Source organism: Variovorax sp. UC74_104 (genome assembly GCF_044055375.1).
In the GTDB taxonomy this organism is placed as follows: Bacteria; Pseudomonadota; Gammaproteobacteria; order Burkholderiales; family Burkholderiaceae_C; genus Variovorax.
On record NZ_CP171978.1, the window covers coordinates 186,040 to 210,665 of the forward strand.

Below are 24,626 nucleotides of genomic sequence, written 5' to 3' on the forward strand. Positions count from 1 at the left end.
GGGCATGCGCATCTTCGAAATCAACCGTTCGCAGGTCAGCGAGCACGCCGCGCTGGCGCCGCTGGCCGTGCCGGGCGCCTGCGGCGCGAGCGGCTACCTCTGGATCTCGCTCACGCGGGATGAATTCCGCGCCTCGCTGGCCGAAGTGCAGCAGATCCTGCAGACGCTGTGCAAGACGCAGCTGGTCGACCTGCACGTGGCCGACCTGCTCAACGACCAGCTGCCCTCGCACTACGACTACACCTCGCTGTACGACGTGCTGGTGTTCCGGCGGCTGGCCAACGGACAGGGCCAGGCGGCGCTGGGCAACGGCAAGGGCAGCACCAACGAAGCCCCGCCGGCACCGGTCACGCCTCCCCGCCAGCCCCGCAGCGGCCCGCCCGTGCTGCGCCGCGTCGACACCCGGCCGGTCGGTTTCGCCGTGTTCGACCGCGTCCTGCTGTCCGTGCACCCCGAGGACGGCGCGGTGCGCGACGCCTTCGCCGCCCGGCTGCTGGCCGCGGCCTCGGCCGACGGCGCCACCCCGGCGCTCGACGTGCGCGCCACTTCGGCCCGCCTGCCGACCAGCCCTTCGGACCTGATGCTGCGCGTCATCAACCAGATCGTCGACGGCTACCTCGACCTGCGGCGCGAACTCACCAAGCAGCTCGACCACTGGCAGACCGAACTGATCGACCCGCGCAGCCGCTTCACCAACTGGGGGGCGCTGATGGAAGCGCGCCAGTCGCTGCACCACCTGGACGAGATCTGCGAGGACCAGCGCGCCGCCATGCAGGACTGGATCGACTCGCTGGAAACGCTCCCCGTACCCAAGGGCGAGCTCGAACAGCGGGAGCTCATCATGATCCGCAGCCGCGACGTTCTCGAGCACATCGAGCGCGTGGTGCACCACGTGCACCGGCTGGAGCAGAACGCCGAGACCGCCGTGCAGATGCACTTCAGCGTCCAGGGCCACCGCGCCAACGACATCATGCGGGTGCTGACGGTGCTCACCGCCGTGTTCCTGCCGCTGAACCTCATCGCCGGCATCTTCGGCATGAACTTCGAGTTCATCCCGCTGGTGCACAAGGCCGACGGCTTCTGGATCGCGATGACGTCGATGCTGGTCATCGCCGTGCTGCTGGTCGTGATCTTCTGGCGCAAGCGCTACCTCGCCCGCACGCGCTGACCGCCGCCGCAGCCTCCGCGGCCAAAGAAAAAGGGCCACGCTTTCGCGTGGCCCTTCTGCATTTCGGCAGTCCCGGAGGACCGCTTCAATTGCTTCGATTACTTGGCGACGGCGCCCGAGCCTTGCTGTGCCTGAACGCGAGCGTCCATCGGGTGGGGCATGGTCGAGATGACCTTGCTGTTGACGCGCGAGCCGCCGGTCACGTTCTGGTCGGGGGCGTAGGCGGTACGAACGGCTTCGGCTTCGACGATCGAACGGTCCTTCGACACGGCGACCGTTTCCGGGCCACGCGAACCGCGGGTCACGTTCTGGTTCGGAGCCGACGCGGTGCGAACGGCTTCGGCGTTGACTTCGTCGCGGCTCTTGGTCGACACGGCGGTGTTCACGCCTTGGTAGGTTTCAGCCTGAGCGCCGGTAACGGCCAGCAGGGTCAGGGCAGCGGCGGCGAGGATTTGCGAGGTCTTCATGTTCAGTTCTCCTAGGGTGTTCGTTGGATGGTTCGTCCACCAGGCCTGCTGGTTCGCGAGCCTGTGCGGCGAGTTTCCGGGGGAACGGCATTGCCGGAACACTCGGTTCAGAGACACCGTGTTTCCTCTATTGAAACAATGCCGACATCGAGGCATGCAAAGCAAAAAAGCCGGGCCCGGTTCACACCGGCCCGGCTTTCAAGAGAAGAAGGCTTCCGGCCTATGGCCGGGGTGCTGCCTGGAGCTGCGGCGGCACTTCGCTGTTGACGAAGGCGCGGCGGTCCAGGTTCTGGTTGGGCGCATGGGCCGCGGCCACCGCCTCGGCGCGGACCGAAGCCCTGTCGCGCGAACTCGGCCGCGAAACCAGGGGCGCCGCAACGACGTCGCCGTAGACATTGCCTCCGCGCGCCGCCGCGTCCGCACCGGACACCACGTCGCTGCGGCTGGTGACGGCCTTGAGCGGCTGCACCGGTTCGAAGCCCTGCGCCTGCACGCCGGAAGCGGCAAGCAGCGACAGGACGGCGGCGGCAATGAGGTTCGAGGTCTTCATTTCAGTTCCTTCCAGCGGCCCAGCCGGCCTGGCGACGCTGGCGTGTAACCGAAGTGTCGCCCAAGCCGGCTAGTAAAAACCCGGGAGAATCGAACCATCGCGTTCCCAAAACGGAAACAATGGACCCATCCACATGGACAGCCTCGATCTGATCAGAACCTTCCGGGAAGTCGCCTCGCACGGCAGCTTCTCCCAGGCAGCCAAGAGGCTGGACATGTCGAAGGCCACCGTCAGCAAGTATGTGGCCGAGCTGGAAACCCGCTTCGGGGTGCGCCTTCTGAACCGTTCCACGCGCTCCGTGAGCCTTACCGACGCTGGCCAGCTGCTGCTGGAGCGCAGCACGCCGGTGCTGGAGATGGTCGAGCTCACCCAGGCGGAGCTGCAGGAGCGCGCCAGCCAGCCCGGCGGACGGCTGAGGATCTCGGCGCCGCACGGCATGGGCAACGGCGAGTTCCCCAACCTGCTGGCCGACTTCATGCGCTACTACCCAGACGTGAGCATCAGCCTGCAGCTGACGAACCGCACCGTCGACCTCGCGGAAGAAGGCATCGACGTCGACATCCGCAGCGGCCCGGTGGAAGACGCCAACCTCATCGTGCGCAAGCTCCGGCGCATGGAAATGGTGGTCTGCGCCTCGCCCATCTACTGGAAGAAGCACGGCAAGCCCGAGCACCCGCGCGACCTGGCCACGCACGACGCCCTCACCCATTCCCTGCTCGGCGCGCAGCCGGTATGGCGCTTCGACGACGGCGGCCAGCCTCTGGACGTGAACGTCAAGAGCCGCATGGACTGCACCGAGGGCGCGCCGCTGATCCGCGTCGCGATGCGCGGATTCGGCGTGATCTACCTGCCGTCGATCCTCGTGCAGTCGCACGTCGAGCATGGCGAGCTGGTGCCGGTGCTGCAGGACTACACGCGCAAGGACATGTGGCTCTCGGCCGCATACCTCCAGCGGCGCCACAACAGCGCCGCGCTGCGGGCACTGCTCGATTTCCTGCAGACCCGCGTGGGCGACGGGCACGGCTCCAAGCGGAAACCGGCACCATGAAAAAAGCCCGGCATGCCGGGCTTTTCCTTCGTTCGCCGCAGCGGATCAGCCGACGTGCTTGGCGAAGAACGCCAGCGTGCGCTCGCGCGCCAGCTTGGCGGCGTCGGCGTCGTACGAGCCGCGCTGGTCGCAGTTGAAGCCGTGGCCCACCGGGTACACGTGCACTTCGACCTCCGGATGCGCTTTCTTGAAGGCCTCGACGGAGTCCAGCGGAATCCAGTGGTCCTGGTTGCCGAAGTGCGCGAGCACCGGCACCTTGGGCTGGCGTGCCGTTTCCTCCGGGGTGGTCATGCCGCCGCCGTAATAGGGCGCCGCCGCGGCCAGGCCGGGCAGCAGCGCCGCGGCGCGCCAGGTCAGCAAGCCGCCCCAGCAGTAGCCGACGATACCGACCTTGCCCGCCTTCGAGGCGTAGGCAATGGCAGCCTCGATGTCCTGCAGCACGCCGGGCGGCGGCAGCGCCTCGACCGCCGTCTTCAGGCCGAAGCCGTTCTTCATGTCGTCTTCCGAGTAGCCCAGCTCCACGCCCGGCTTGACGCGCTGGAAGGTCGACGGCGCCACCGCCAGGTAGCCTTCGGCCGCGTAGCCGTCGGCCACCGAGCGGATGTGCGAGTTCACGCCGAAGATTTCCTGCACCACCACCACGGCGCCGCGCGGCTTGCCCGCGGGCTCGGCCACGTAGGCGGGGAATGTGAGGCCGTCCTTGGCCTTGAGATCGATGAATTGACCCATGTGTCTTGCTCCTGGATGGCAGATAGATGAATAAATGCCGGGTTTACGGGCGCAGCGCCCGCTCGACGAAGTCGAGGCGGTCCTGCCCCCAGAAAATTTCGCCGTCGATGACATAGCTCGGCGCGCCGAACACCTGGATGTCGATGGCTTCCTGCGTGTAGGCCTCGTAGCGCTCCTGCACCGCCTGGCTCTGCGACTGCTCGCCGCGCTTGGGCGACAGCCCGCATTCGACCACGAGCGAGTCGAGCACCTTCGGATCGCCGATGTTGCGCTCCTGCACCCATACGGCCTGGAACACCGCCGCGCACATGCGCATCGCGGCCTCGGTGCCGTCGTGCATGTCGACCGCGATGATGACGCGCGCCGCGTCGTCGCTGGCCACCGGGAAGAACTTCGGCTTGACGTTCAGCGGCAGCCCCAGGTGTTTCGAGAAACGCGCCAGGTCGACCAGCCGGTAGGCCTGGCGCTGCGGCGCGCGCTTGCCCAGCGGCAGCCCGCCCGACACCGGGAACACGCTGCCCATGTCGATGGGCCGCACCCGCACCGTGGCGCCGGCCGCCGCGGCAATCGCCTCGAAGCGGGAATGCCCCAGATAGGTCCACGGGCTCTGTGGCGCAAAGTAATAGTCGATCGTCTTGGTGCTCATGCGCATGCCCCCGGTGATGTAATCCAAGCCGGCCGTTTTAACTGACACGCAGTTTCTCTGCAGGAGGTAGGTTTTGGACCAGGTGCTATTGATCACGGGCGGCGGCCGCGGCATCGGCGCCGCCACCGCCCTGCTCGCGGCCAGCCGCGGCTACGCGGTGGCCGTCAACTACGCCACCAACTCGCTGGCCGCCGACGAAGTGGTGCGCACCATCCGCGACGGCGGTGGCAACGCCATGGCCGTGCAGGCGGATGTGGGCGACGAGGCGCAGGTCCTGGCCATGTTCCAGAAGGTCGACGCCAGGTTCGGCCGGCTCACCGCACTGGTCAACAATGCCGGCGTGGTCGACGTGACGGCGCGCGTCGACGAGATGAGCTTCGCGCGGCTGGAGCGCATGTTCCGCATCAACGTGATCGGCAGCTTCATCTGCGCGCGCGAGGCGGTGCGGCGCATGAGCACGCGCTACGGCGGCTCGGGCGGCGCCATCGTCAACATCTCCAGCGGTGCCGCGCGGCTGGGCTCGCCGGGCCAGTACGTCGACTACGCCGCCAGCAAGGGCGCCATCGACACCTTCACCATCGGCCTGGCCAAGGAAGTGGCCGAGGAAGGCATCCGCGTCAACGCGGTGCGCCCCGGCCTGATCGACACCGAGATCCACGCCTCCGGCGGCCTGCCCGACCGCGCCTTCGAGCTCGCGCCCACCGTGCCCATGAAGCGCACCGGCACCGCCGAGGAAATCGCCGGTGCCATCCTGTGGCTGCTTTCGCCCGAGGCCAGCTACACCACCACGGCATTGCTCGACGTCACCGGAGGCCGCTGAGCATGAGCACCTCCATGGACCTGATCAAGCCGCTGGTCACGCTGGTGGCCATCGTCAATCCGCTGGCCATCGTGCCCTTCTTCATCCACTACACGCAGGGCTACAGCGACGCGCAGCGCCGCCACACGGTGCGCATGTCGGCCTTCAGCGCCTTCGTCGTCATCGCCGTGAGCGCGCTGCTGGGGCTGCAGCTGCTGTCCTTCTTCGGCATTTCGATCGCGAGCTTCCAGGTCGGCGGCGGGCTGCTGCTGCTCATGAGTTCGCTGTCGATGCTCAACGCCAAGCCGGCCGAGAGCAAGACCAACGTGGAGGAGCTTCGCGCCACCGAGGTGAAGGCGTCGATGGGCGCGTCGATCGCGGTGGTGCCGCTCACCATTCCGCTGCTCACCGGGCCGGCCACCATCTCCACCGTGGTGATCTACGCCGACAAGGCGCAGCACCTGTGGGAGCTGGCCATCCTGGTCGGCTACGGCGTGGTGGTGGCGCTGGCCACCGCCCTGGCCTTCTCGCTCGCGCAGCCTATCGCGCGCGTGCTGGGCAAGACCGGCATCAACATCATGACGCGGCTGATGGGCCTGATCCTCGCCGCGCTCGCGGTCGAGGTGATGGCCGACGGGCTCGGCAAGCTGTTCCCGATCCTGAACAAGATGGGCTGAGAACCGGCCGGCTGCTTCGGTTCAGGCCAGCATCTTCTCGATGATCTTCCAGTGCGCCGGCTCCACCGGCGTGATCGACAGCCGGTTGCCCTTGCGCAGCACGACCAGGTCGGCCAGCTCGGGTTTCGCGCGCAGCTCAGGCAGCGCCAGCAGGCGCGTCTTGCGCAGCGCCTGCACGTCGACCAGCAGCCAGCGCGGATCGTCCTTCTTCGACGCCGCGTCGTAGTAGGGCGACTTCGCGTCGAACTGCGTGGGATCGGGCTTAATGGCAGAGGCCACCCGCGCGATGCCGGCGATGCCCGGCTCCGGGCAACTCGAGTGATAGAACAGCACGCCGTCGCCGACCTTCATGCCGTCGCGCATGAAGTTGCGTGCCTGATAGTTGCGCACGCCGGTCCACGGCACGGTGGCATCGGGCGCGGCGAGCGCATCGTCGATCGAGACCTCGTCGGGCTCGGATTTCATCAGCCAATACTGGGGCATTGCGGGCTCTTCAGCGTAGAAGTTCGCCGCAAATATAAACCTCGGCCGACCTGCGCGCCTTCATCGCGGAACACCGCGGAACCGGCTTTGCCGGGCCGCAGGTGTTGCCCCCGGCGAGGGGGTGTGCGCAGCGACACGAAGTGCGCGAAGCATTGGGGAGTGCCGGATTACGGTGTCACATAGTCCGACACGACCACCCATTTCCCGTCTTTGATCTGCGACAGGCGCGACTGGTCATTGCCCAAGCGCTTGGTGGCCGTGTAGCTGCTCTTCGGGCTGCCGAACATGTCGGGCTCGAAGGTCATGCTGTCCATGGCCTTGATGAAGCTGTCGGTCGTGAGGTTCGGGCCGGCCTTGGTGGCGGCCTTGATGAACGAGTCGATGATCACGTAGCCGTACACCGAGAACACGGTCGGGTCCTCGTTGAACTTGGTCTTGTACTTGTTGGCCCAGAAACGCAGCGGCTGCGACTGCTCGTCGGTGTAGGGGTTCTGCACCGTCATGGTGGCGTAGACGCCGTCCATCGCCTTGCCGCCGAGCTTGTGGATCAGGTCGGTGTAGGCCGCGCTGGAGCCCAGGAAGGTCGGGTTGAAGCCGGTCTTGCGCGCCTCGCCCACGGTGCCGATGGTCTCGCGGATGATGGTGCCGAGCACCACGAGGTCGCAGTTGGCGGCCTTCATCTTCGCGACCTGCGAGCTGAAGTCGGTGGCGCCGCGCTTGAACGAGGTCTTCTCCGCCAGCTCCATGCCCGCGGCCTTCAGGCCCGCCTCGGCGCCGCGCTGCACCTCCAGGCCGAACTCGTCGTCCTGGTAGATGGTGCAGACCTTCTTGGCGCCCTTGTCCTTGATCATCTTCGGCAGCGCCAGCCGGATCTGGTCGTAGTAGGTGGCCGCGAACGAATACTTCAGGCGGTTGAGCGGCTCGTACATCTCGCGCGCCGCGGTGATGGGCATGTAGTTGATGACGTTCTTGTCGAACTGCACCGGCATCGCAGCCATGTTCTGCGCCGTGCCGATGTGGCCGGCCATGATGAAGATCTTTTCCTGGTTCACCAGCTTCTGCGCCGCCAGCACCGCCTTCTTCGGGTCGTAGCCCGAGTCCTCCACGAAGAGCTTGAGCTTGCGGCCGTTGACGTTGCCCTGCTCGTTGAGCTCGTCCACGCGCAGCTGCATGCCGTTGCGCGCCTGCTTGCCGAAGCCCGCGAGCGGACCCGACAGATCCTGGATGGTGCCGATGCGGATCTCGTCCTTGCTCACGCCCTGCTGCTGCGCGGACGCGAGCGTCGCGGTCAGTCCCAGCACGGCCAGCGTCGTCAGTGTCTTGAGCTTCATGCGGTTGTCTCCTCGGGTTGACGAAAAAAACGAATCACCGGTACATGGCTTCTATGCGCTCGGCGTACTTGGTCTGAACCAGCTTGCGCTTGAGCTTCATCGTGGGCGTGAGCTCCTCGTCCTCGGCGCTGAGCTGCGTCTCCAGCAAAAAGAACTTCTTGATCTGCTCCACACGCGCGAACTTGGCGTTGACGCGATCGATCTCGCCCTGGATCAGCTCCTGCACCTCCTTGGCCCGCGTCAGGCTCTCGTAGTTGCTGAACGGCACGTCGTTGTCCTGCGCGAATTTCTCGACGTTCTCCTGGTCGATCATGACGATCACCGTGAGGTAGGGCCTCCTGTCGCCGATGACCACCGCATCGGTGATGTAGAGGCTGAACTTGAGCTCGTTCTCCAGCTCGCTGGGCGTCACGTTCTTCCCGCCCGCCGTGATGATGATGTCTTTCATGCGGTCGGTGATGCGGAAATACCCGTCCTCGTCCATCACGCCCACGTCGCCGGTGTGCAGCCAGCCGTCGGCGTCGATGGTCTCGGCCGTCTTCTCCGGCAGGTTGAGGTAGCCCATGAACACATTGGGGCCGCGCACCAGGATCTCGCCGGTGGCGGGGTCGACGCGCACCTCGTTGTAGCTGGTGGCCGGCCCGATCGAGCCCGGCTTGATGCGCGCGGCCGGCACCGCGGTGGAGGCGCCGCACGACTCCGTCATGCCCCACACCTCCAGCATCGGCACGCCCAGCGCCAGGTACCACTTCACCAGCTCCGGCGAGATGGGCGCCGCGCCCGTCACCAGGAAGCGCGAGCGGTGGATGCCGATGAGCTTGCGCGCATTGTCCAGCGCGAGCGCGCGCGCCAGCCTGAACTTGAGCTTCAGCCCGGTGCCCACCGGCTGGCCCGCCAGCACGCGCTCGGCGATCCGTTCGCCCACGCCGATGCTCCACCTGTAGGCGGCCTGCTGCAGCGGGCTCGCTTCCTTCAGCGCGATCATCACGCCCGAATAGAACTTCTCCCACACGCGCGGCACCGCCGTGAAAACGGTGGGCGCGATCTCGCGCACGTTCTCGGGCACCGTCTCCGGGTTCTCGACGAAGTTCAGGATCGAACCGGTGTACATCGCGAAATACTCGCCGCCCATCCGCTCGGCGATGTGGCACAACGGCAGGAAGCACATGCGCTCGTCCTTGTCGTCCTGTGCCACGAGCGTGTTGTAGCCGCGCGCGGTGTACACCAACCCGGCGTGGCTGTGCATCGCGCCCTTGGGCTTGCCGGTGGTGCCCGAGGTGTAGACGAGGATGGCCAGGTCCTCCGGGCGGCATGCCGCGACCGTGCGCTCCACCGCCTGCGGGTCGGCGGCCAGGCGTTCGCGGCCGAGGGCGCGCAGCGCGTCGAGGCTCATCACGCCGGCGTCGTCGAGCTCGTGCAGCCCCTCCATGTCGAACACGATCACGCGGCGCAGCCCCGGCAGGCCGGCGCGCACCTCCAGCGCCTTGTCGAGCTGCTCGTCGTCTTCCACGAAGAGCACGGTGGTGTGCGAGTCCTCGCAGAGGTAGTGCACCTGCGAGGCCGCATCGGTCGGGTAGATGCCGTTGGACACGCCGCCGCAGCTGAGCACCGCCAGGTCGGCCAGCACCCATTCGATGACGGTGTTCGACAGGATCGACGCGCACTCGCCCGGCGCGAAGCCGATGGCCTGCAGCCCCGCCGCAATCTCGCGCACCGCGTCGGCCGTCTGGTGCCAGCTCCAGCTGCGCCAGATGCCCAGCTTCTTCTGCCGCATCCAGATGTTGTCGCCGCGCTGCTTCACCGCGTTCCAGAACATCGCGGGAATGGTGTCGCCGGGCACGACCACGTCGAGCTTGGGCGCGAAGGTGTTCAGGTCCCAGAGTCCTCGCTGCATGGCCGCTACCTCCAGGTCTTCTTCTTTTTCCAGCGCCGCTCGCCGCGCACGCCGTCGTCCTTCATGCCGAGATAGAACTCCTTGATGTCCTCCTTCTCCCTCAAGCGGTCGCAGGAGTCTTCCATCACGATGCGGCCGTTCTCCAGCACGTAGCCGTGGTCGGCCGCGTTGAGCGCCATGTTGGCGTTCTGCTCCACCAGCAGGATCGTGGTGCCGCGCTCGCGGTTGATACGCACCACGATCTCGAAGATCTCCTTCGTCAGCTTCGGGCTCAGGCCGAGGCTGGGCTCGTCCAGAAGAATCAGATGCGGCGCCGCCATGATCGCGCGCGAGATCGCCAGCATCTGCTGCTGCCCGCCCGACAGCAGGCCGGCGTCTTGCGCGGCACGCTCGCGCAGGATCGGGAAGTAGCCGTACACCGTCTCGATGTCGCGCGCCACGCCGTCGCGGTCCTTGCGGGTGTAGGCGCCCATCAGGAGGTTGTCCTTTACCGACAGCAACGGGAACACCTCGCGCCCTTCAGGCACGTGGCTCAGCCCCTGCTGGACGATGTAGGCCGGGTCCTTTGCGGTGATGTCCGCACCCTGGAACTCGATGCTGCCCTTGCGCGGATCGATGATCCCGGAGATGGTCTTGAGGATCGTCGTCTTGCCCGCGCCATTCGAGCCGAGCACCGTCACGATCTCGCCCTTGCGGACCCTGAGGCTCACGCCCCTGATGGCCTTGATCGGGCCGTAGGCGCTCTCGACGTTCATGAGCTGGAGGACTGTGTCGCTCATATCCGCCCTCCACCACCCAGCCAAGCCCGGTGTGCGGCGCGGCGCGGCCGCCCCCTCTGTGCCGCCGAGGAGCGCAGCGTTTCGCGGACAAGGGCTCGCAGCTGTTTGAGCGAAGCGAGTTCTGCGAGACCCCGCGAAACGCGAGCACCGCAGGGGAGCCGCGAAGCGGCCGGCATAGTGGGGGCGGACGCGCCGTGCCGCATGCCGGGCGCTCCCAAAGAGGCAACGAACGAAGCATTCACGCCGCCACCCTCCTCAAACTGCTCACATCGTCCACGGTCCCCAGATAGGCCTCGACAACACGAGGATCGGCCTGCACCTCGCCCGGAGACCCGGTAGCCAACACCTCGCCCTGGTTCATCGCCAGCACCCGATCGGAAACCTTCGACACGAGCGACATGTCGTGCTCGACCATCAGCACCGACACGCCCAGCTCATGCTGGATGTCCTGGATCCAGAAGGCCATGTCCGCCGTCTCCTCGACGTTGAGGCCGGACGAAGGCTCGTCTAGCAGCAGCAGCTTCGGCTCCGTGCACAACGCACGCGCCAGTTCCACCACCTTGCGAACGCCATAGGGCAGCCCCGCCACCATCGAGTCGCGATGGTGCTGCAGGTCCAGCAGGTCGATCACCTGCTCCGCCTTCTCGCGCGCCGCGATCTCCGCGCGCCGCGTGGCCGGCGTGAAGAACACCTCGCTCCAGAAACCCGTCTGCCGGTGCGTGTGGCGGCCGATCAGCAGGTTGTGCAGCACCGTCGCGTGCTCGAAAAGCTCGATGTTCTGGAAGGTGCGCGCGATGCCCAGCGCCGCAATGGCATGCGGCGCCTGCTGCGTCAGCGCCAGCGGGCCGCCGGCCTCGCCATGCCACGTGATCTCGCCCGTGGTCGGCGTGTAGATGCGGCTGATGAGGTTGAACACCGTCGTCTTGCCCGCACCGTTCGGCCCGATCAGCGTGAACACCTCGCCGCGCCGCACGTCGAAGCTCACCTTGTTGACCGCGAGCACGCCGCCGAAGCGAACGCTCAGCTCCTTCGCGGAAAGAAGAACGTCGCCGCTGCTCATCTCAACCGGTCCGACTTGGTGAACGACTTCTGCCGCTTGAACAGGCCCTTGCGGTAGAACGGAAAGAGCTGCAGCCAGGTGCGGATCTTCAGCCAGCGCCCGTACAGCCCCAGCGGCTCGAACAGCACGAACGCGATCAGCACCAGCCCGTACACCAGCCCTTGCAGGCCCGGCGCCTGACCGATGGCCGCCGGCAGCCAGTCCTTGCCGATGGAAATGAGCTGCGGCATCGCGATCAGGAAGATCGCGCCCAGGAACGCGCCGTGTACCGAACCGAGCCCGCCGATCACCACCATCAGCAGCAGGTCGATCGACTGCAGGATGCTGAACTGGTCGGGCGAGATGAAGCTGAGCTTGTGCGCATACAGCGCGCCACCCAGCCCGGCGAGCGCGGCCGATATCGCGAACGACATCGTCTTGTAGCGCGCCAGGTGGATGCCCATGCTCTGCGCCGAGATCTCCGAATCGCGAATGGCGACGAAGGCCCGCCCCGTCGGCGAGCGCAGCAGGTTCAGGATGCCCAGTGTCGCCAGCACCGCCACCACGAGGCAGAGGAAGTAGAAGCCCTCGCCCGAACCCAGCGACCAGCCGAAGAGCTGCGGCGACTTCACGTGCAGCCCCGCGTTGCCGCCCGTCATGCTCTCCCAACGCGCGAACACCTCCTCGACGATGAAGCCAAACGAGAGCGTCGCGATGCCCAGGTAGATGCCCTTCACCCGCAGCGCCGGCAAGGCCACCACCACGCCCACCGCCGCCGACAGCGCAGCGGCCGCGACCAGCGCCAGCGGAAACGGCACGCCGATGTTCGTCAGCACGCCCTGCGTGTAAGCCCCCGCGCCGAGGAACGCCGCGTGCCCGATGGAGAACTGCCCCGTGAAGCCCGCCAGCAGCATCAGCCCCAGGCCGACGATGCCGTAGATCAGCACGAAGGTCAGCTGCGCGAGCCAGTACTCGTCGATGATCCAAGGCGCCGCGAGCAGGAAGGCCACCAGCAGGCCGTACCAGAACACTTGGCCGCCGTGCTTGGCGAGGCGGATGTCCTGGTCGTAGCTTGTCTTGAAGATGAAGCGCATCTGAGATCTACACCTTCTTGCGCAGCTTCTCGCCGAACAGCCCGTTCGGCTTGATCATGAGCATCAGCAGCACCACGATGTACGGCGCCGTGTCCTTGAACCCGTCCGGCAGGTAGAAGCCCGCGAACGATTCGACGATCCCGATCACCAGCCCGCCGACGATCGCGCCCGGCAGGCTGCCGAAGCCGCCCACCACCGCCGCCGGAAAGGCCTTCAGCCCGATGAAGCCCATGTTCGCGTGCACGAAGGTGATGGGCGCGAGCAGCATCCCCGCGATGGCCGCCACAGCCGCCGCCAGGCCCCACACCAGCCCGTTGAGCCGCTTCACCGGAATGCCCATGTAGTAGGCCGCCAGCTGGTTCTGCGACGAGGCCTGCATCGCGATGCCCAGCTTGCTGTAGCGGAACATCGCGAACAGCAGGCCGCACAGGATGGCGGTGGCCACGATGATCACGAACTGCTCCAGGTTCACCACCAGTTCGCCCAGCTTCCAGATCTGGTCCTTGTAGGGCACGGCCAGCGTGTGCGTCTCGGTGCCGATGCCCGGCACCATGGTGACGAGCCCACGCGCCACGTAGGCGATGCCGATGGTCAGCATCACGATCGAGAACTGCGGCTGCCCGAGGATGGGCCTGATCACCACCAGCTCCAGCAGCACGCCGAAGGCCGCCATCGCCACCACCGCGAAGATGGCCGCGAGCCAGAAAGGCATGCCGAAGAGCGACATGCCGGCGAACGCACCGAAGGCGCCGAGCATCATCAGGTCGCCCTGCGCGAAGCTCACCGTTTCGGTGGCCTTGTAGATGAGCACGAAGCCCAGCGCGATCAGGCCGTAGATGCAGCCTTGCGCGATGCCCGACAACAGCAGTTGGAGGATCTGCATCGGCGCCCTCTGCCGCGCCTACTGCCGGAAGCCGCCGGCCGCGTCGTGCAGCGCGAGGCGGCGCGAGCCGGCCACGATGTCGCTGGGCTTGAGGCCGTAGACCTGGCGGATCGAATGGCTGAAGTGCGTCGAGTCGGGGTAGCCGGTGTCGAGCGCGATGTCGGTCAGGGTGCTGCTCTGGCGCACGTAGCGCAGCAGGCTGCGCGCGCGCTTCCAAGCCCTGAAGGCGCGGAAGGCCATGCCGGTCTCCTGCTTGAACAGGTGCAGGAAGCGCGAGAACGACAGGTGCACCGAAGCCGCCCATTCCTCCGCCGATGCCGGTGCGGCCGGATCGGCGTTGATGGCGTCGGCCACCTTGCGGATGCGCGCGTCGAGCGCGCGCGGCGCGAGCGGCTCGCCGAAGAACATGGTGTCGAAGTCGAAGCCCTCGAAGTTCATGCCACGCGCAGAAGCGGCGAGCAGGTTCGCGTGGGCTTCGCGCACACGCTGCACGAAGGCCGGTGCTTCCACCGGGCCGCAGTGCTGAAGAAAGGCCGGCATGCGCGCCGGATCGACTGACTCCGACTCGATCAGCAAATTGAAGATCAGCGGATGCGCGGTCTCCACCTCGTGCGGCACGTGCGGCGGCACAACGATGAACTCGCCGCTCATCCACGCCCCGCCACCGATGCGGATGCGCGTGGGCGGCGCGCCGGCGGGAGACACGTACACGCCGTGCCCGCCCATCGTGCGCTCGGCAGCGGCACCGAGCAGACCGGCGTAGAACACGCGATGCGGCGTGAGCCACATCAGGCGTTCGCCTTGCCTCTGGGCACCGCGCGCGGGCGGCGGCGTCGTCCTCGTTCGCTGCATGGTGCTTGTCTCCTGCATCGGTGGACTGCCGCTTCGTGGCGGCGTCCTTTGTTGGCTGGATCGTAGCGGCGCGGGCCGCCAGCGCGATATGGGTTTGCGCCGATTTGCGCGAGGACTTTCCCTATGCCGCCGCGAACGCGCGGCGCAGCTCGGCGGCGCAAAGCGCGACCGCCGCATTGGCCTCGTCGAGCACCTTGCCCATCGGCACGAAGCCGTGGATCTGGCGCTCGAAGCACACGTAGACCGCGCTGTTGCCCGCGGCCGTGAGCGCCTCGGCGTACGCGGCGCCTTCGTCGCGCAGCGGGTCGTAGCCGGCGGTGAGCACCAATGCCGGAGGCAGCCGCGAAAGATCGGGGTGCAGCAGCGGCGAGGCGCGCCAGTCGAGGTCGTGCTTCGGGTCGGTGATGTAGTGGTCGTGGAAGTAGCGGATGGTGTCCGCCGTGAGCAGGTAGCCCTGCCCGTTGCTCTGGTGCGATGCGTGGCCGCGCCGCATGTCGGTGGCCGGGTAGATCAGCAGCTGATGGACGATGGGCAGGTCGCCCGCGTCGCGCGCGGCGATCGACACCACCGCCGCGAGGTTGCCGCCCGCGCTGTCGCCGCCCACCGCCAGCCTGTTCGCGTCGAGCCCCAGCGCGGCGGCCTCGCGGCGCACCCAGCGGGTGGCGGCCAGCACGTCGTCGACGGCGGCGGGAAAGCGATGCTCCGGGCCCATGCGGTAGTCGACCGCGACCACCGCGCAGCCCGCGCCGTTGGCCAGCTGCCGGCACAGCACGTCGTGCGTGTCGAGATCGCCGATGACCCAGCCGCCGCCGTGGTAGTACACCAGCACCGGCAAAGGCCCCACGCCAGAGCCCATCGGACGGTACAGGCGCACCGGGATGGTGCCGTGCGGCCCGTCGGCGGCGAGGTCGCGCACCTCGGCCACTTCGGGCGGCAGCGGCTGCGTGGCGGTGCGGCGCTCGCGATAGAAGGCCCGCGCGTCGGCGGGCGACAGGGTGTGCGTCGGCGGAATGCCGCGCGCCTCGATGAAGTCCAGCAGGGCGCGCGCCTGGGGATGCAGCATGGTGTCTCCGGTGGATCGTTGCGAGCGTCCAGTGTGGGAGGCAACGGGGCCGCGCGGTATCCGCACGCACCCGCACCCGACGGGGCCCGGCAAGCCCCCGCACCATGCCCGCGCCCTGGCGGCGCGGCTTGCGGAAACTGGCTACGCCTTGCGCGGCTTGACCAGGGAGGCCGCTTCCTTGGCGAGCTTTCGGGCGGTGTCGGTGTCGGCAGCATGCACCAGCGCCACGCCCATGCGGCGCTTGGCGAAGCTCTCCGGCTTGCCGAACAGGCGGATGTCGCTGCCGGGCACCTGCAGCGCCTCGGCCACGCCGTCGAAGGCGATGCCGGTGGCGTCCACGCCGCCGTAGATCACGGCGCTGGCGCCCGGGCTCTTGAGCGAGGTGTCCACCGGCAGGCCGAGGATGGCGCGCGCGTGCAGCTCGAACTCGTTCTGCCACTGGGTGGCCATAGTGACCATGCCGGTGTCGTGCGGGCGCGGGCTGACTTCGCTGAACCAGACCTCGTCGCCCTTCACGAAGAGCTCCACGCCGAAGAGGCCCTGGCCGCCCAGGTCGGCCGTGACGGCCTGCGCGATCTGCTGCGCCTTCTGCAGGGCGGCGGGCGCCATGGGGTGCGGCTGCCAGCTTTCCACGTAGTCGCCGCTCACCTGCACGTGGCCGATGGGGTCGCAGAACTGCGTCTGCACGCTGCCGGCGGCGTCCTTGGCGCGCACGGTCAGCAGCGTGATCTCGTAGTCGAAGTCGATGAAGCCCTCGACGATCACGCGGCCATGACTGACCCGCCCTCCGGCCATGGCGTAGTCCCAGGCCTTCTGCACGTCGGTGGGGCCGTCGATCTTGCTCTGGCCCTTGCCGGAACTGCTCATCACGGGCTTGACGATGCAGGGGTAGCCGATGCCCGCGTCGATGGCCGCCTGCAGCTCGGCCAGCGAGTCGCAGAACTTGTAGGGGCTGGTGGGCACGCCCAGCGTCTCGGCGGCCAGGCGGCGGATGCCCTCGCGGTCCATGGTCAGGCGGGCGGCGCGGGCGGTGGGGATCACGCGCACGGTGCCGGCTTCTTCCAGCTCCTGGAGCATGGGCGTGGCGATGGCCTCGATCTCGGGCACCACCAGTGCGGGCTTCTCGGCCTCGATCAGCGCCTTCAGCTGCGCCGGATCGCTCATGGTGATGGTGCGCGCATGGTGCGCCACCTGCTGGCCGGGGGCGTTCTCGTAGCGGTCGACGGCGATGGTCTCGACGCCGAGGCGCTGCAGGGCGATCAGCACCTCCTTGCCGAGTTCGCCGGAGCCCAGGAGCATCACGCGGGTTGCGGAGGGGGAAAGGGGGGTGCCGAGGGTGGTCATGGTCGGAAGTCGGGAATTCGAAAGGGGGCGGAAAAAAGCAATCGCAGGACTGTAAGCCACCCGCAGCCGCCGGTGTCGCACGCGGGAACGGCGCGGGCGCGGGGCTGCTTCACAATCGATGTTTCCGCCGCGGCGCCAGCCGCGCGCTCCCCCTTTCTTTTTGCTTTCTCCAAGGAGTTCTCTCATGGCTATCCAGACTGTAGGCATCATCGGCGCCGGAACGATGGGCAACGGCATCGCGCAGGCCTGCGCGGTGGCCGGCGTGAACGTGGTGATGGTCGACATCGCCCAGCCGGCGGTCGACAAGGGCCTGGCCACGGTGTCGGGCAGCCTCGACCGCCTGATCAAGAAGGAAAAGCTCACCGCCGAGCAGAAGACCGCCGCGCTGGCGCTCATCCAGGGCTCGACCAACTACGAAGACCTGAAGGGCGCCCAGCTGGTCATCGAGGCCGCCACCGAGAACCACGCGCTCAAGCTCAAGATCCTCAAACAGGTCGACGAGATGCTGGCGCCCGAGGTCATCATCGCCTCGAACACCTCCTCGATCTCGATCACCCAGCTGGCCGCCGCCACCTCGCGCGCCGACCGCTTCATCGGCATGCACTTCTTCAACCCGGTGCCGATGATGGCGCTGGTGGAACTCATTCGCGGCTACCTCACGAGCGACGCCACGCACGACACGGTGAAGGAACTGGCCGAGCGCCTGGGCAAGTCACCGATCACGGTGAAGAACGCCCCGGGCTTCGTGGTCAACCGCATCCTGGTGCCGATGATCAACGAAGCCTTCTTCGTGCTGTCCGAGGGCATCGCCACGGCCGAAGACATCGATGCCGGCATGAAGCTGGGCTGCAACCAGCCCATCGGCCCGCTGGCCCTGGCCGACATGATCGGCCTGGACGTGTGCCTGGCCGTAATGGAGGTGTACCTCGAGCAGTTCGGCGATTCCAAGTACCGCCCCTGCCCGCTGCTGAAGGAAATGGTCGCAGCCGGCCAGCTCGGCCGTAAAACGGCCGCGGCGTGTACACGTACTGATCCGCAGATCCATAACAACAACACGGAGACAAGACCGATGACTGCGATCCCCACCACCCCACCGGCAGAAGGCTGCATCAACACCCAGGTGCTCGGCCACGTGCTGCTGATCGGCATCAACCGCCCCGCCAAGCGCAACGGCTGGACGCCGCCGATGTTCAGGCAGCTGGCCGAGGCCTACACCCGGCTCGACGACGACCCGGAGCTGCGCGTGGGCGTGCTGCATGCCTTCGGCGACCACTTCACGGCGGGCCTGGACCTGCCGGCGGTCGCCGAATACATGAAGCGCGGCGAGAAGGCGATTCCCGCCGGGCTGGTGGAGCCGCACGACTTCGGCCTGCCCGACTACCGCCGCCGCACCAAGCCGATGGTGGTGGCGGTCAAGGGCATCTGCTTCACGGTGGGCATCGAGCTGATGCTCGGCGCCGACATCGTCGTGGCGGCCGACAACTGCCGCTTCTCGCAGATGGAAGTGCAGCGCGGCATCATGGCCACCGGCGGCGCCACGCTGCGCATGGCCGAGCGCGCGGGCGTGGGCAACGCGATGCTGCACCTGCTGACGGCCGACGAGTTCGACAGCGCCGAGGCCTACCGCCTCAACTTCGTGCAGAAGGTGGTGCCGGCCGGCCAGGAGCTCGACGCTGCGCTGGCCATCGCGCAGCGCATCGCGGCGCAGGCGCCGCTGGCGGTGGTGGCGACGCGGCTGAACGTGATCAAGGCCGTGGAGCAGGGGCCGCTGGCCGCCGTGTGGGAGTTCATCGAGACGCAGAAGCGCCTGTCGAACAGCGAGGACGCCGCCGAGGGCGTGCGCTCCTTCATCGAGCGCCGGCCGGCGCGCTTCAGCGGCCGCTGACCCCTTCATCATCCAGAACAACGAACAACAACATGTCCCTCTTCATTCGCACGGCACTCGCCGCCGCATTCACCCTGCTCGCCGTGAACACCACCTCCGCACAGACGCCCACGCCTCCCGCGCTGCCCGACCCTGCCGCCACCTCGGTCGATGCCATGGGCTGGATGAAGGGCTTCCCGCCCCCGCCCGACAAGCTGATCACCTTCGACAACCCGGCCGGCGGCGTCTTTCCGCGCACGCGCTGGAGCTTCTCGCACGTGCGCGAAACCGTGCCCACGGCCAACGTATGGCGCGGTCCCGGTGCGGCCAGCCCGCTGCCTTCGGCGCCGGCGCCCTTCGACATCGAGGCCGTCACGTTCAAGCCCCTTGGCGGAGAGCAGACGCTGAACTTCGCCCAGATGATCTCCGGCACCTACACCGACGGCATCCTCGTGATGCACCGCGGCAAGGTGGTCTACGAGAAGTACTTCGGCGCGCTCACGCCCGAGCGCCCGCACATCGCGATGTCGGTCACCAAGTCCTTCGTCGGCACGCTGGCGGCCATCCTCGCGGACGAGGGCAAGCTCGATCCGGCCGCACTGGTCACCAAATACATCCCCGAACTCAAGGACACGGCCTACGGCGACGCCACCGTGCGCCAGGTGATGGACATGACCGTGGGCGTGCACTACTCCGAGAACTATGCCGACCCCAAGGCCGAGATCTGGGACTACGCGCGCGCCGGCGGCATGCTCACCCAGGGCGCGAACTACACCGGCCCGAAGTCGTTCTACGAGTTCCTGGTCACGCTGAAGAAGGAAGGCGAGCACGGCGAAGGCTTCGCCTACAAGACGGTCAACGCCGAGGTGCTGGCCTGGATCGTGCGCCGCGCCAGCAACCAGTCGCTGGCCGACCTGCTGAGCGAGAAGATCTGGCGCCGCATCGGCGCCGAGCAGGACGCCTACTTCATGGTCGACCGCATCGGCACCGAATCGGGTGGCGGCGGCCTCAACACCGTGCTGCGCGACCTCGCGCGCTTCGGCGAGACCATGCGCAACGGCGGGCGTGCCTCCAACGGGCAGCAGGCGATTCCGAAGGCGGTGGTGGAAGACATCCAGCGCGGCGGCGACCCCGCCAAGTTCGTGAAGGCGGGCTACCCGCTGCTCAAGGGCTGGTCGTACCGCGACATGTGGTGGGTGTCGCACAACCCGCACGGCGCCTACATGGCGCGCGGCATCCACGGCCAGAGCATCTACGTGGACCCGAAGGCCGAGATGGTGATCGTGCGCTACGCGGCGCATCCGGTGGCGGCCAACGGCGCGAACGATCCGCTGACGCTGCCGGCCTTCCAGGCGATGGCCGAGGCGCTGATGCGCCCTTGAGCCTTCTCAGTTCGAAGCCCGCTCGCGGGCGATCACCAGGAGCCCGTCCATGATCAGGCTCTCGACCAGTTCGAAGTGCCCGTTCATCACGGGCGCCATCTTCCAGCCCGCGCCGCCGGTCATGTAGCAGGCCGGCTCGGCGCCGCAGTGCGAACGCACGTGCTGCACCATGCGCTCCACCGCGCCGGCGATGGCGTAGGTGCCGCCGCTGGTCAGCGCGTCGCTGGTGTTGGTGGGAAATTCTCGCACCTCGCCGGTGGGCACGTGCAGGCCCGCCGTGCCCGATTCGAGCGCGCGCAGCATGATGCCGTGGCCCGGCAGGATCAGGCCGCCGAGGAACTTGCCGTCGGCGTCGATGGCCTCGACCGTCACGGCCGTGCCGATCAGCACCACCACCATCGGCCGCGGCGCCTGCCCCGGCCTGGCGGCGGCCAGCATGCGGTGGCGCGCGCCGATCATCGCCACGAAGCGGTCGGCGCCCAGGCGCGTGGGGTGGTCGTAGCCGTTGACGATGCCGGCCTCGCCCGCGCTCGACATCACCCAGCGCGGCGTGCAGTCGAAGTGCTCGACGATCTGCTCCTCGGCGCGTCGGCGCACCGCGTCGCCTGCCACCACGCAGCCCAGCATGGAGCCGGGCGAGGGCAGCTCGGCCCACGGGCCGTCGGCCAGCCGTTCGATGTGGTCGAGGAATTCGGCGCCCTGCGCCTGCAACGCGGCGCCGGGGCGGGCCGAGTCGTAGAGCGCCCACTTGAGGCGGGTGTTGCCGATGTCGATGGCGAGGAAGGGGGATGACATGCGCGGGATTATTGCGACTTTGTTGTTATTCCAGCTGGCACGTCGTTGACACACGCGGCATGGGCCTACGCCGGCGCGCCGGGTTCCGCCCCTACATTGGCGGGTTCCACCCACCACCGCACAAGGAGAGAACCATGGGATTGCTCAGTTTCATCAAGGAGGCTGGTGAGAAGCTGTTCGGCGGCTCGTCGGCCCATGCCGCCACGCCCGACGCCAACCAGGCTGCCGCGGCCGCCATCAAGACCTACATCGAGACGCAGAACCTCGGCCTCACGGGACTGGAAGTGACCTACACCGCGAGCACCGGCGTGGTCACCCTCGCGGGCCAGGCGCCGTCGCAGGAAGCCAGCGAGAAGGCGTCCCTGGCCGCGGGCAACGTGGCGAACGTGACCAGCGTGGAGAACAACCTCGTCGCGCCTGCCGCGCCGCCCGCCCAGTACCACGACGTGGTGCGCGGCGACACGCTCTCGGCCATCTCGAAGAAGTACTACGGCGACGCCAACAAGTACAACGTGATCTTCGAGGCCAACAAGCCGATGCTGACGCATCCGGACAAGATCTATCCGGGGCAGAAGCTGCGCATCCCGGCGCTTTGAGCAAGACACGGGGTCAGGCCCCGTTGTGCCGCCAGGCCCCTGGCGACACGCCGTACTCGCGCTTGAACGCGCGGTTGAAGGCCGCCTCCGACTCGTAGCCCACGCCTTCGGCGATACGCGCCAGGTTGCACTGGTCCCTGCGCAGCATGCCTGCGGCCAGGATCATTCGCCAGCGCGCGAGGTAGTGCATGGGCGGCACGCCCACCAGTTCGGCGAAGCGGTCGGCCAGCACGCTGCGCGAGGTGTGCGTCTCGTGCGCCAGCGCGTCGACCGTCCAGTTGCGCGCGGGCTCGGCATGCATCAGCGCCAGGCAGCGGCTCACGTGGGGGTCTCGCAGGCCCGCCAGCCAGCCCGGGTTGTTGGCGGGCATGGATTCGATGTAGCCGCGCAGCACTTCGGCGAACAGCACCTCCGCCACCTTGGCGGCGACCATCTCCGATCCCGGCGATCGTGAAGCCGCATCGCCCAGCACGAAGTTGACCGACTGCTCGATCCACGGGCCCGCCGGCCTGCTTCGCAGCTGCGTGGTGAACAGGCGCGGAATGTTCGCCATGACGGGATTGGGCGCGTCGCCCTCGTACGCGAACCAGCTGCACACCAGCAAGGTGCGATCGCCCTCGCCGCCATAGCGCACGCGCTCCAGCTCGGGTGCCCGCGGGCTCACCACATGCGACATGTCCACCGCCGCATGGTGCAGGCCGCTGCCCAGCACATGGGAGTCACCATGCAGCGCGGCGATCACTTCGCCCGCATGCGCGCGGATCGGCTCGCCGCCGTCGACCTGCGCCCAGCATTCGCCCTGCAGCACCAGGTGGCAGATGGCCAGCCGCTGCGCGCCGGGCCTGAGCAGCTGCGCGATGTCCGTACCCTTGGGTACCTTGAAACACCAGGGTGCATGCATGTCCCCGTTCAGGAACAGCGCGCCCTCCAGGCGGATGGTCCGCAGCACGTCCGACAAGACATCCATGGTCACCTCCCGGGGCAAGCGAGGGCGGGGTTTCGGTCAATAAGTCAGGCGAGGCGGGCAAGACGCGGCGGCTTCGCCTCGGCACCATAGGTCCTGGTCGCCTTCGACCGATTCTGACAGCCAGACAGGAGTACCACCATGCCCAAATTCGTCATCGAGCGAGACATCCCCGGCGCCGGCAAGCTCACCCCGTCGGACCTGAAGGCCATCTCGCAGAAGTCCTGCGGCGTGCTCAGCAGCATGGGCACGGACATCCAGTGGATCCACAGCTACGTGACGGACGACCGCGTCTACTGCGTCTACCAGGCCACCGACGCCGAACTGGTGCGCCGGCACGCGGAGCTCGGCGGCTTCCCGGCCAATCGCGTGGACCGGGTCTACAGCGTGATCGACCCGGCCACGGCCGAGTGAGGCGATCGGCCCTTCCCCGTCAGTTCTGCCGCCACGGCAACCCGCGCTTGCGCCAGCCGCCGGTCAGCCCGCGGTGGCCGTTCTCGTCCGGGTTGCCCTCGAAGCCTTCGAGGATGTTGTAGGCCTCCACGCCCAGTTCTGTCGCGCGCTTGGCCGCTGCGATGGAGCGCACGCCGCTGCGGCACAGCAGCACCACCTTCCTGCCGCCTTCGGCCGCGGCACGGATGCCCTCGTCGAAGGCCGGGTTCAGCGCCATGCCGGGCCATTGCTTCCATGCCAGCGGCACGGCGCCGGGCACGTAGCCGACCCATTCGCGCTCGGCGTCGGTGCGCACGTCGACCAGCACGGCCTCGCCGCTGGCGGTCCATTGGGCGGCCTGCTCGGGCGTCACGTCGCCGGCGTAGCCCTTGTTCTCGACGGGTTCGGTCATTTCTCTCGTGTCCTTGGGATGCGGGTTTTCATGGGCCGGAATTTTTCACCGGTTCGTGAAAACCCTGTTTGTTGAGTGCTCCCGCGCGCCAAAGATGGCGCCTTGGGCCTGTCGAACCATAACTCCAAGACGGACAGCCTGGGTTTTCCCAACTCAGAACCGTTTGGAGAGAGACAAATGACAGACAGCAAGATGCCCCGCCGCCGCGGGCTGCTCAAGGGCGCGGCCGTGGCCGCCGGCGCCATGTCCGTGCCGATGGTCAGCATGGCCCAGACCACCACCCTGCGCTTCCAGAGCACCTGGCCCGCGAAGGACATCTTCCACGAGTACGCGCAGGACTACGCGAAGAAGGTCAATGACATGGCGGGCAGCCGCCTGAAGATCGAGGTGCTGCCCGCCGGCTCGGTGGTGCCCGCCTTCCAGCTGCTCGACGCGGTGGCCAAGGGCACGCTCGACGGCGGCCACGGCGTGGTCGCGTACTGGTACGGCAAGAACTCGGCGCTCGCGCTGTGGGGCTCCGGCCCAGGCTACGGCATGGACGCCAACATGGTGCTGGCCTGGCACACCTACGGCGGCGGCAAGGCGCTGATGGAGGAGATCTACAAGGGCCTTAACCTCGACGTGGTCTCGTACCTCTACGGCCCCATGCCCACGCAGCCGCTGGGCTGGTTCAAGAAGCCGGTGGCCAAGGCCGAGGACATGAAGGGCCTGAAGTTCCGCACCGTGGGCCTGGCGGTGGACGTGTTCACCGACATGGGCGCGGCCGTGAACCCGCTGCCCGGCGGCGAGATCGTGCCCGCGCTGGACCGCGGCCTGATCGACGCGGCCGAGTTCAACAACGCCTCGAGCGACCGCGTGCTGGGCTTTCCCGACGTGGCCAAGAACTGCATGCTGCAGAGCTTCCACCAGAGCGGCGAGCAGTTCGAAGTGCTCTTCAACGGCGCCAAGCTCAAGGCGCTGCCGGCCGAACTGAAGTCGATCATCGAATACGCCACTCAGGCCGCGAGCGCCGAGATGAGCTGGAAGGCCATCGACCGCAACTCGAAGGACTACGAGGAGCTGAAGAAGGCCGGCATCAAGTTCTACAAGACGCCCGACGCGGTGCTGCGCGCACAGCTCGCATCGTGGGACAAGACCATCGCGAAGAAGTCGGCGGAGAACGCGATGTTCAAGAAGGTGCTCGACTCGCAGCGCGCCTTCGCCGAGCGCGCGGGTCAGTGGCAGAACGACTACGCCGTCGATTTCAAGATGGCCTACAACCACTACTTCGGACGGCAGGCGAAGAAGACCTGAGCCAAGGGATCGATGCGACGCGAGGGCACCCGGGCGGTGCCC

At 67.6% G+C, this 24,626-nt stretch carries 26 protein-coding genes and 1 pseudogene; 10 read left to right on the forward strand and 17 right to left on the reverse strand.

What is annotated here, in order from left to right:
• The first annotated feature begins 4 nt into the window (after positions 1 to 4).
• Positions 5 to 1,168: a magnesium transporter CorA family protein gene (locus tag ACHMXA_RS00920; protein WP_395317718.1), complete on the forward strand. Its 1,164-nt coding sequence runs from the start codon at positions 5 to 7 to the stop codon at positions 1,166 to 1,168.
• Positions 1,169 to 1,266: 98 nt separating this feature from the next.
• On the opposite strand, the gene ACHMXA_RS00925 is transcribed toward ACHMXA_RS00920, so the two are convergent.
• Entirely contained in the window at positions 1,267 to 1,635 is a 369-nt protein-coding gene (locus tag ACHMXA_RS00925) for a DUF4148 domain-containing protein (RefSeq protein WP_176665000.1), read from the reverse strand.
• A gap of 220 nt (positions 1,636 to 1,855) precedes the next feature.
• Entirely contained in the window at positions 1,856 to 2,185 is a 330-nt protein-coding gene (locus tag ACHMXA_RS00930) for an alpha/beta hydrolase (protein WP_395317721.1), read from the reverse strand.
• 133 nt (positions 2,186 to 2,318) lie between these two features.
• Here ACHMXA_RS00930 and ACHMXA_RS00935 point away from each other — a divergent pair, with 133 nt between their 5' ends.
• Positions 2,319 to 3,233 (forward strand): LysR family transcriptional regulator, encoded by a 915-nt coding sequence (locus ACHMXA_RS00935; RefSeq protein ID WP_395317723.1) that lies wholly within the window; start codon positions 2,319 to 2,321, stop codon positions 3,231 to 3,233.
• A gap of 45 nt (positions 3,234 to 3,278) precedes the next feature.
• Here the strand turns inward: ACHMXA_RS00935 and ACHMXA_RS00940 are convergent, their stop codons facing one another.
• Positions 3,279 to 3,962: a dienelactone hydrolase family protein gene (locus ACHMXA_RS00940; protein WP_395317725.1), complete on the reverse strand. Its 684-nt coding sequence runs from the start codon at positions 3,960 to 3,962 to the stop codon at positions 3,279 to 3,281.
• A 43-nt stretch (positions 3,963 to 4,005) separates the two neighbouring features.
• Entirely contained in the window at positions 4,006 to 4,608 is a 603-nt protein-coding gene (locus ACHMXA_RS00945; protein ID WP_176665004.1) for a 2-hydroxychromene-2-carboxylate isomerase, read from the reverse strand.
• A 73-nt stretch (positions 4,609 to 4,681) separates the two neighbouring features.
• Here ACHMXA_RS00945 and ACHMXA_RS00950 point away from each other — a divergent pair, with 73 nt between their 5' ends.
• Together ACHMXA_RS00950 and ACHMXA_RS00955 are read left to right on the forward strand one after the other, a co-directional pair.
• Positions 4,682 to 5,428, forward strand: coding sequence for an SDR family oxidoreductase (locus ACHMXA_RS00950; RefSeq protein WP_395317727.1), 747 nt, complete (start codon positions 4,682 to 4,684; stop codon positions 5,426 to 5,428).
• A 2-nt stretch (positions 5,429 to 5,430) separates the two neighbouring features.
• Positions 5,431 to 6,084, forward strand: coding sequence for a MarC family protein (locus tag ACHMXA_RS00955; RefSeq protein WP_295989114.1), 654 nt, complete (start codon positions 5,431 to 5,433; stop codon positions 6,082 to 6,084).
• A gap of 21 nt (positions 6,085 to 6,105) precedes the next feature.
• Here the strand turns inward: ACHMXA_RS00955 and ACHMXA_RS00960 are convergent, their stop codons facing one another.
• The 10 genes from ACHMXA_RS00960 to purT all read right to left on the reverse strand — a co-directional run bounded on the left by ACHMXA_RS00960 (position 6,106) and on the right by purT (position 16,846).
• The gene (locus ACHMXA_RS00960) at positions 6,106 to 6,567 is read right to left on the reverse strand and encodes an EVE domain-containing protein (RefSeq protein WP_176665006.1); all 462 of its coding nucleotides are present in this window, start codon (positions 6,565 to 6,567) and stop codon (positions 6,106 to 6,108) included.
• 167 nt (positions 6,568 to 6,734) lie between these two features.
• Complete coding sequence (locus ACHMXA_RS00965) at positions 6,735 to 7,898, reverse strand: ABC transporter substrate-binding protein (protein ID WP_176665007.1); 1,164 nt, start codon at positions 7,896 to 7,898, stop codon at positions 6,735 to 6,737.
• Between the two features lie 34 nt (positions 7,899 to 7,932).
• On the reverse strand, positions 7,933 to 9,792 hold the full coding sequence (locus ACHMXA_RS00970; protein ID WP_395317731.1) for an AMP-dependent synthetase/ligase: 1,860 nt from the start codon (positions 9,790 to 9,792) through the stop codon (positions 7,933 to 7,935).
• Between the two features lie 5 nt (positions 9,793 to 9,797).
• On the reverse strand, positions 9,798 to 10,571 hold the full coding sequence (locus tag ACHMXA_RS00975) for an ABC transporter ATP-binding protein (RefSeq protein ID WP_395317733.1): 774 nt from the start codon (positions 10,569 to 10,571) through the stop codon (positions 9,798 to 9,800).
• A gap of 238 nt (positions 10,572 to 10,809) precedes the next feature.
• Complete coding sequence (locus ACHMXA_RS00980; RefSeq protein ID WP_395317735.1) at positions 10,810 to 11,631, reverse strand: ABC transporter ATP-binding protein; 822 nt, start codon at positions 11,629 to 11,631, stop codon at positions 10,810 to 10,812.
• On the reverse strand, positions 11,628 to 12,704 hold the full coding sequence (locus tag ACHMXA_RS00985; RefSeq protein WP_395317737.1) for a branched-chain amino acid ABC transporter permease: 1,077 nt from the start codon (positions 12,702 to 12,704) through the stop codon (positions 11,628 to 11,630). The genes ACHMXA_RS00980 and ACHMXA_RS00985 overlap by 4 nt, the downstream gene beginning before the upstream one ends.
• A gap of 7 nt (positions 12,705 to 12,711) precedes the next feature.
• On the reverse strand, positions 12,712 to 13,587 hold the full coding sequence (locus tag ACHMXA_RS00990; protein WP_395317739.1) for a branched-chain amino acid ABC transporter permease: 876 nt from the start codon (positions 13,585 to 13,587) through the stop codon (positions 12,712 to 12,714).
• Positions 13,588 to 13,605: 18 nt separating this feature from the next.
• Positions 13,606 to 14,439: a helix-turn-helix domain-containing protein gene (locus tag ACHMXA_RS00995; protein ID WP_395317742.1), complete on the reverse strand. Its 834-nt coding sequence runs from the start codon at positions 14,437 to 14,439 to the stop codon at positions 13,606 to 13,608.
• 121 nt (positions 14,440 to 14,560) lie between these two features.
• On the reverse strand, positions 14,561 to 15,502 hold the full coding sequence (locus tag ACHMXA_RS01000) for an alpha/beta hydrolase (RefSeq protein WP_395317744.1): 942 nt from the start codon (positions 15,500 to 15,502) through the stop codon (positions 14,561 to 14,563).
• Between the two features lie 141 nt (positions 15,503 to 15,643).
• Positions 15,644 to 16,846, reverse strand: a complete 1,203-nt coding sequence (purT, locus tag ACHMXA_RS01005; protein ID WP_395317746.1) for a formate-dependent phosphoribosylglycinamide formyltransferase — start codon at positions 16,844 to 16,846, stop codon at positions 15,644 to 15,646.
• A gap of 184 nt (positions 16,847 to 17,030) precedes the next feature.
• Here purT and ACHMXA_RS01010 point away from each other — a divergent pair.
• From ACHMXA_RS01010 to ACHMXA_RS01020, 3 genes and pseudogenes are all read left to right on the forward strand, one after another.
• A pseudogene (locus tag ACHMXA_RS01010) lies at positions 17,031 to 17,878 on the forward strand (3-hydroxybutyryl-CoA dehydrogenase).
• A gap of 37 nt (positions 17,879 to 17,915) precedes the next feature.
• On the forward strand, positions 17,916 to 18,731 hold the full coding sequence (locus ACHMXA_RS01015; RefSeq protein ID WP_395317748.1) for a crotonase/enoyl-CoA hydratase family protein: 816 nt from the start codon (positions 17,916 to 17,918) through the stop codon (positions 18,729 to 18,731).
• A 32-nt stretch (positions 18,732 to 18,763) separates the two neighbouring features.
• A complete protein-coding gene (locus tag ACHMXA_RS01020; RefSeq protein WP_395317750.1) occupies positions 18,764 to 20,092 on the forward strand; it encodes a serine hydrolase domain-containing protein in 1,329 nt (442 codons plus the stop codon).
• Positions 20,093 to 20,098: 6 nt separating this feature from the next.
• Here the strand turns inward: ACHMXA_RS01020 and ACHMXA_RS01025 are convergent, their stop codons facing one another.
• Positions 20,099 to 20,887 carry a type III pantothenate kinase gene (locus ACHMXA_RS01025; RefSeq protein ID WP_176665020.1) on the reverse strand — a complete coding sequence of 263 codons (789 nt, stop codon included), beginning with the start codon at positions 20,885 to 20,887 and terminating at the stop codon, positions 20,099 to 20,101.
• A 134-nt stretch (positions 20,888 to 21,021) separates the two neighbouring features.
• Between ACHMXA_RS01025 and lysM the strand changes: the two genes are divergently transcribed.
• Positions 21,022 to 21,483: a peptidoglycan-binding protein LysM gene (gene lysM / locus ACHMXA_RS01030; protein WP_176665021.1), complete on the forward strand. Its 462-nt coding sequence runs from the start codon at positions 21,022 to 21,024 to the stop codon at positions 21,481 to 21,483.
• 13 nt (positions 21,484 to 21,496) lie between these two features.
• On the opposite strand, the gene ACHMXA_RS01035 is transcribed toward lysM, so the two are convergent.
• Positions 21,497 to 22,450, reverse strand: a complete 954-nt coding sequence (locus ACHMXA_RS01035; RefSeq protein ID WP_176665022.1) for an AraC family transcriptional regulator — start codon at positions 22,448 to 22,450, stop codon at positions 21,497 to 21,499.
• A gap of 138 nt (positions 22,451 to 22,588) precedes the next feature.
• Here ACHMXA_RS01035 and ACHMXA_RS01040 point away from each other — a divergent pair, with 138 nt between their 5' ends.
• Positions 22,589 to 22,861: a DUF4242 domain-containing protein gene (locus ACHMXA_RS01040; protein WP_176665023.1), complete on the forward strand. Its 273-nt coding sequence runs from the start codon at positions 22,589 to 22,591 to the stop codon at positions 22,859 to 22,861.
• A gap of 19 nt (positions 22,862 to 22,880) precedes the next feature.
• On the opposite strand, the gene ACHMXA_RS01045 is transcribed toward ACHMXA_RS01040, so the two are convergent.
• A complete protein-coding gene (locus ACHMXA_RS01045) occupies positions 22,881 to 23,291 on the reverse strand; it encodes a rhodanese-like domain-containing protein (protein ID WP_395317753.1) in 411 nt (136 codons plus the stop codon).
• Between the two features lie 177 nt (positions 23,292 to 23,468).
• Here ACHMXA_RS01045 and ACHMXA_RS01050 point away from each other — a divergent pair, with 177 nt between their 5' ends.
• Positions 23,469 to 24,584, forward strand: a complete 1,116-nt coding sequence (locus ACHMXA_RS01050) for a TRAP transporter substrate-binding protein (protein WP_395317755.1) — start codon at positions 23,469 to 23,471, stop codon at positions 24,582 to 24,584.
• Positions 24,585 to 24,626 lie beyond the last annotated feature (42 nt).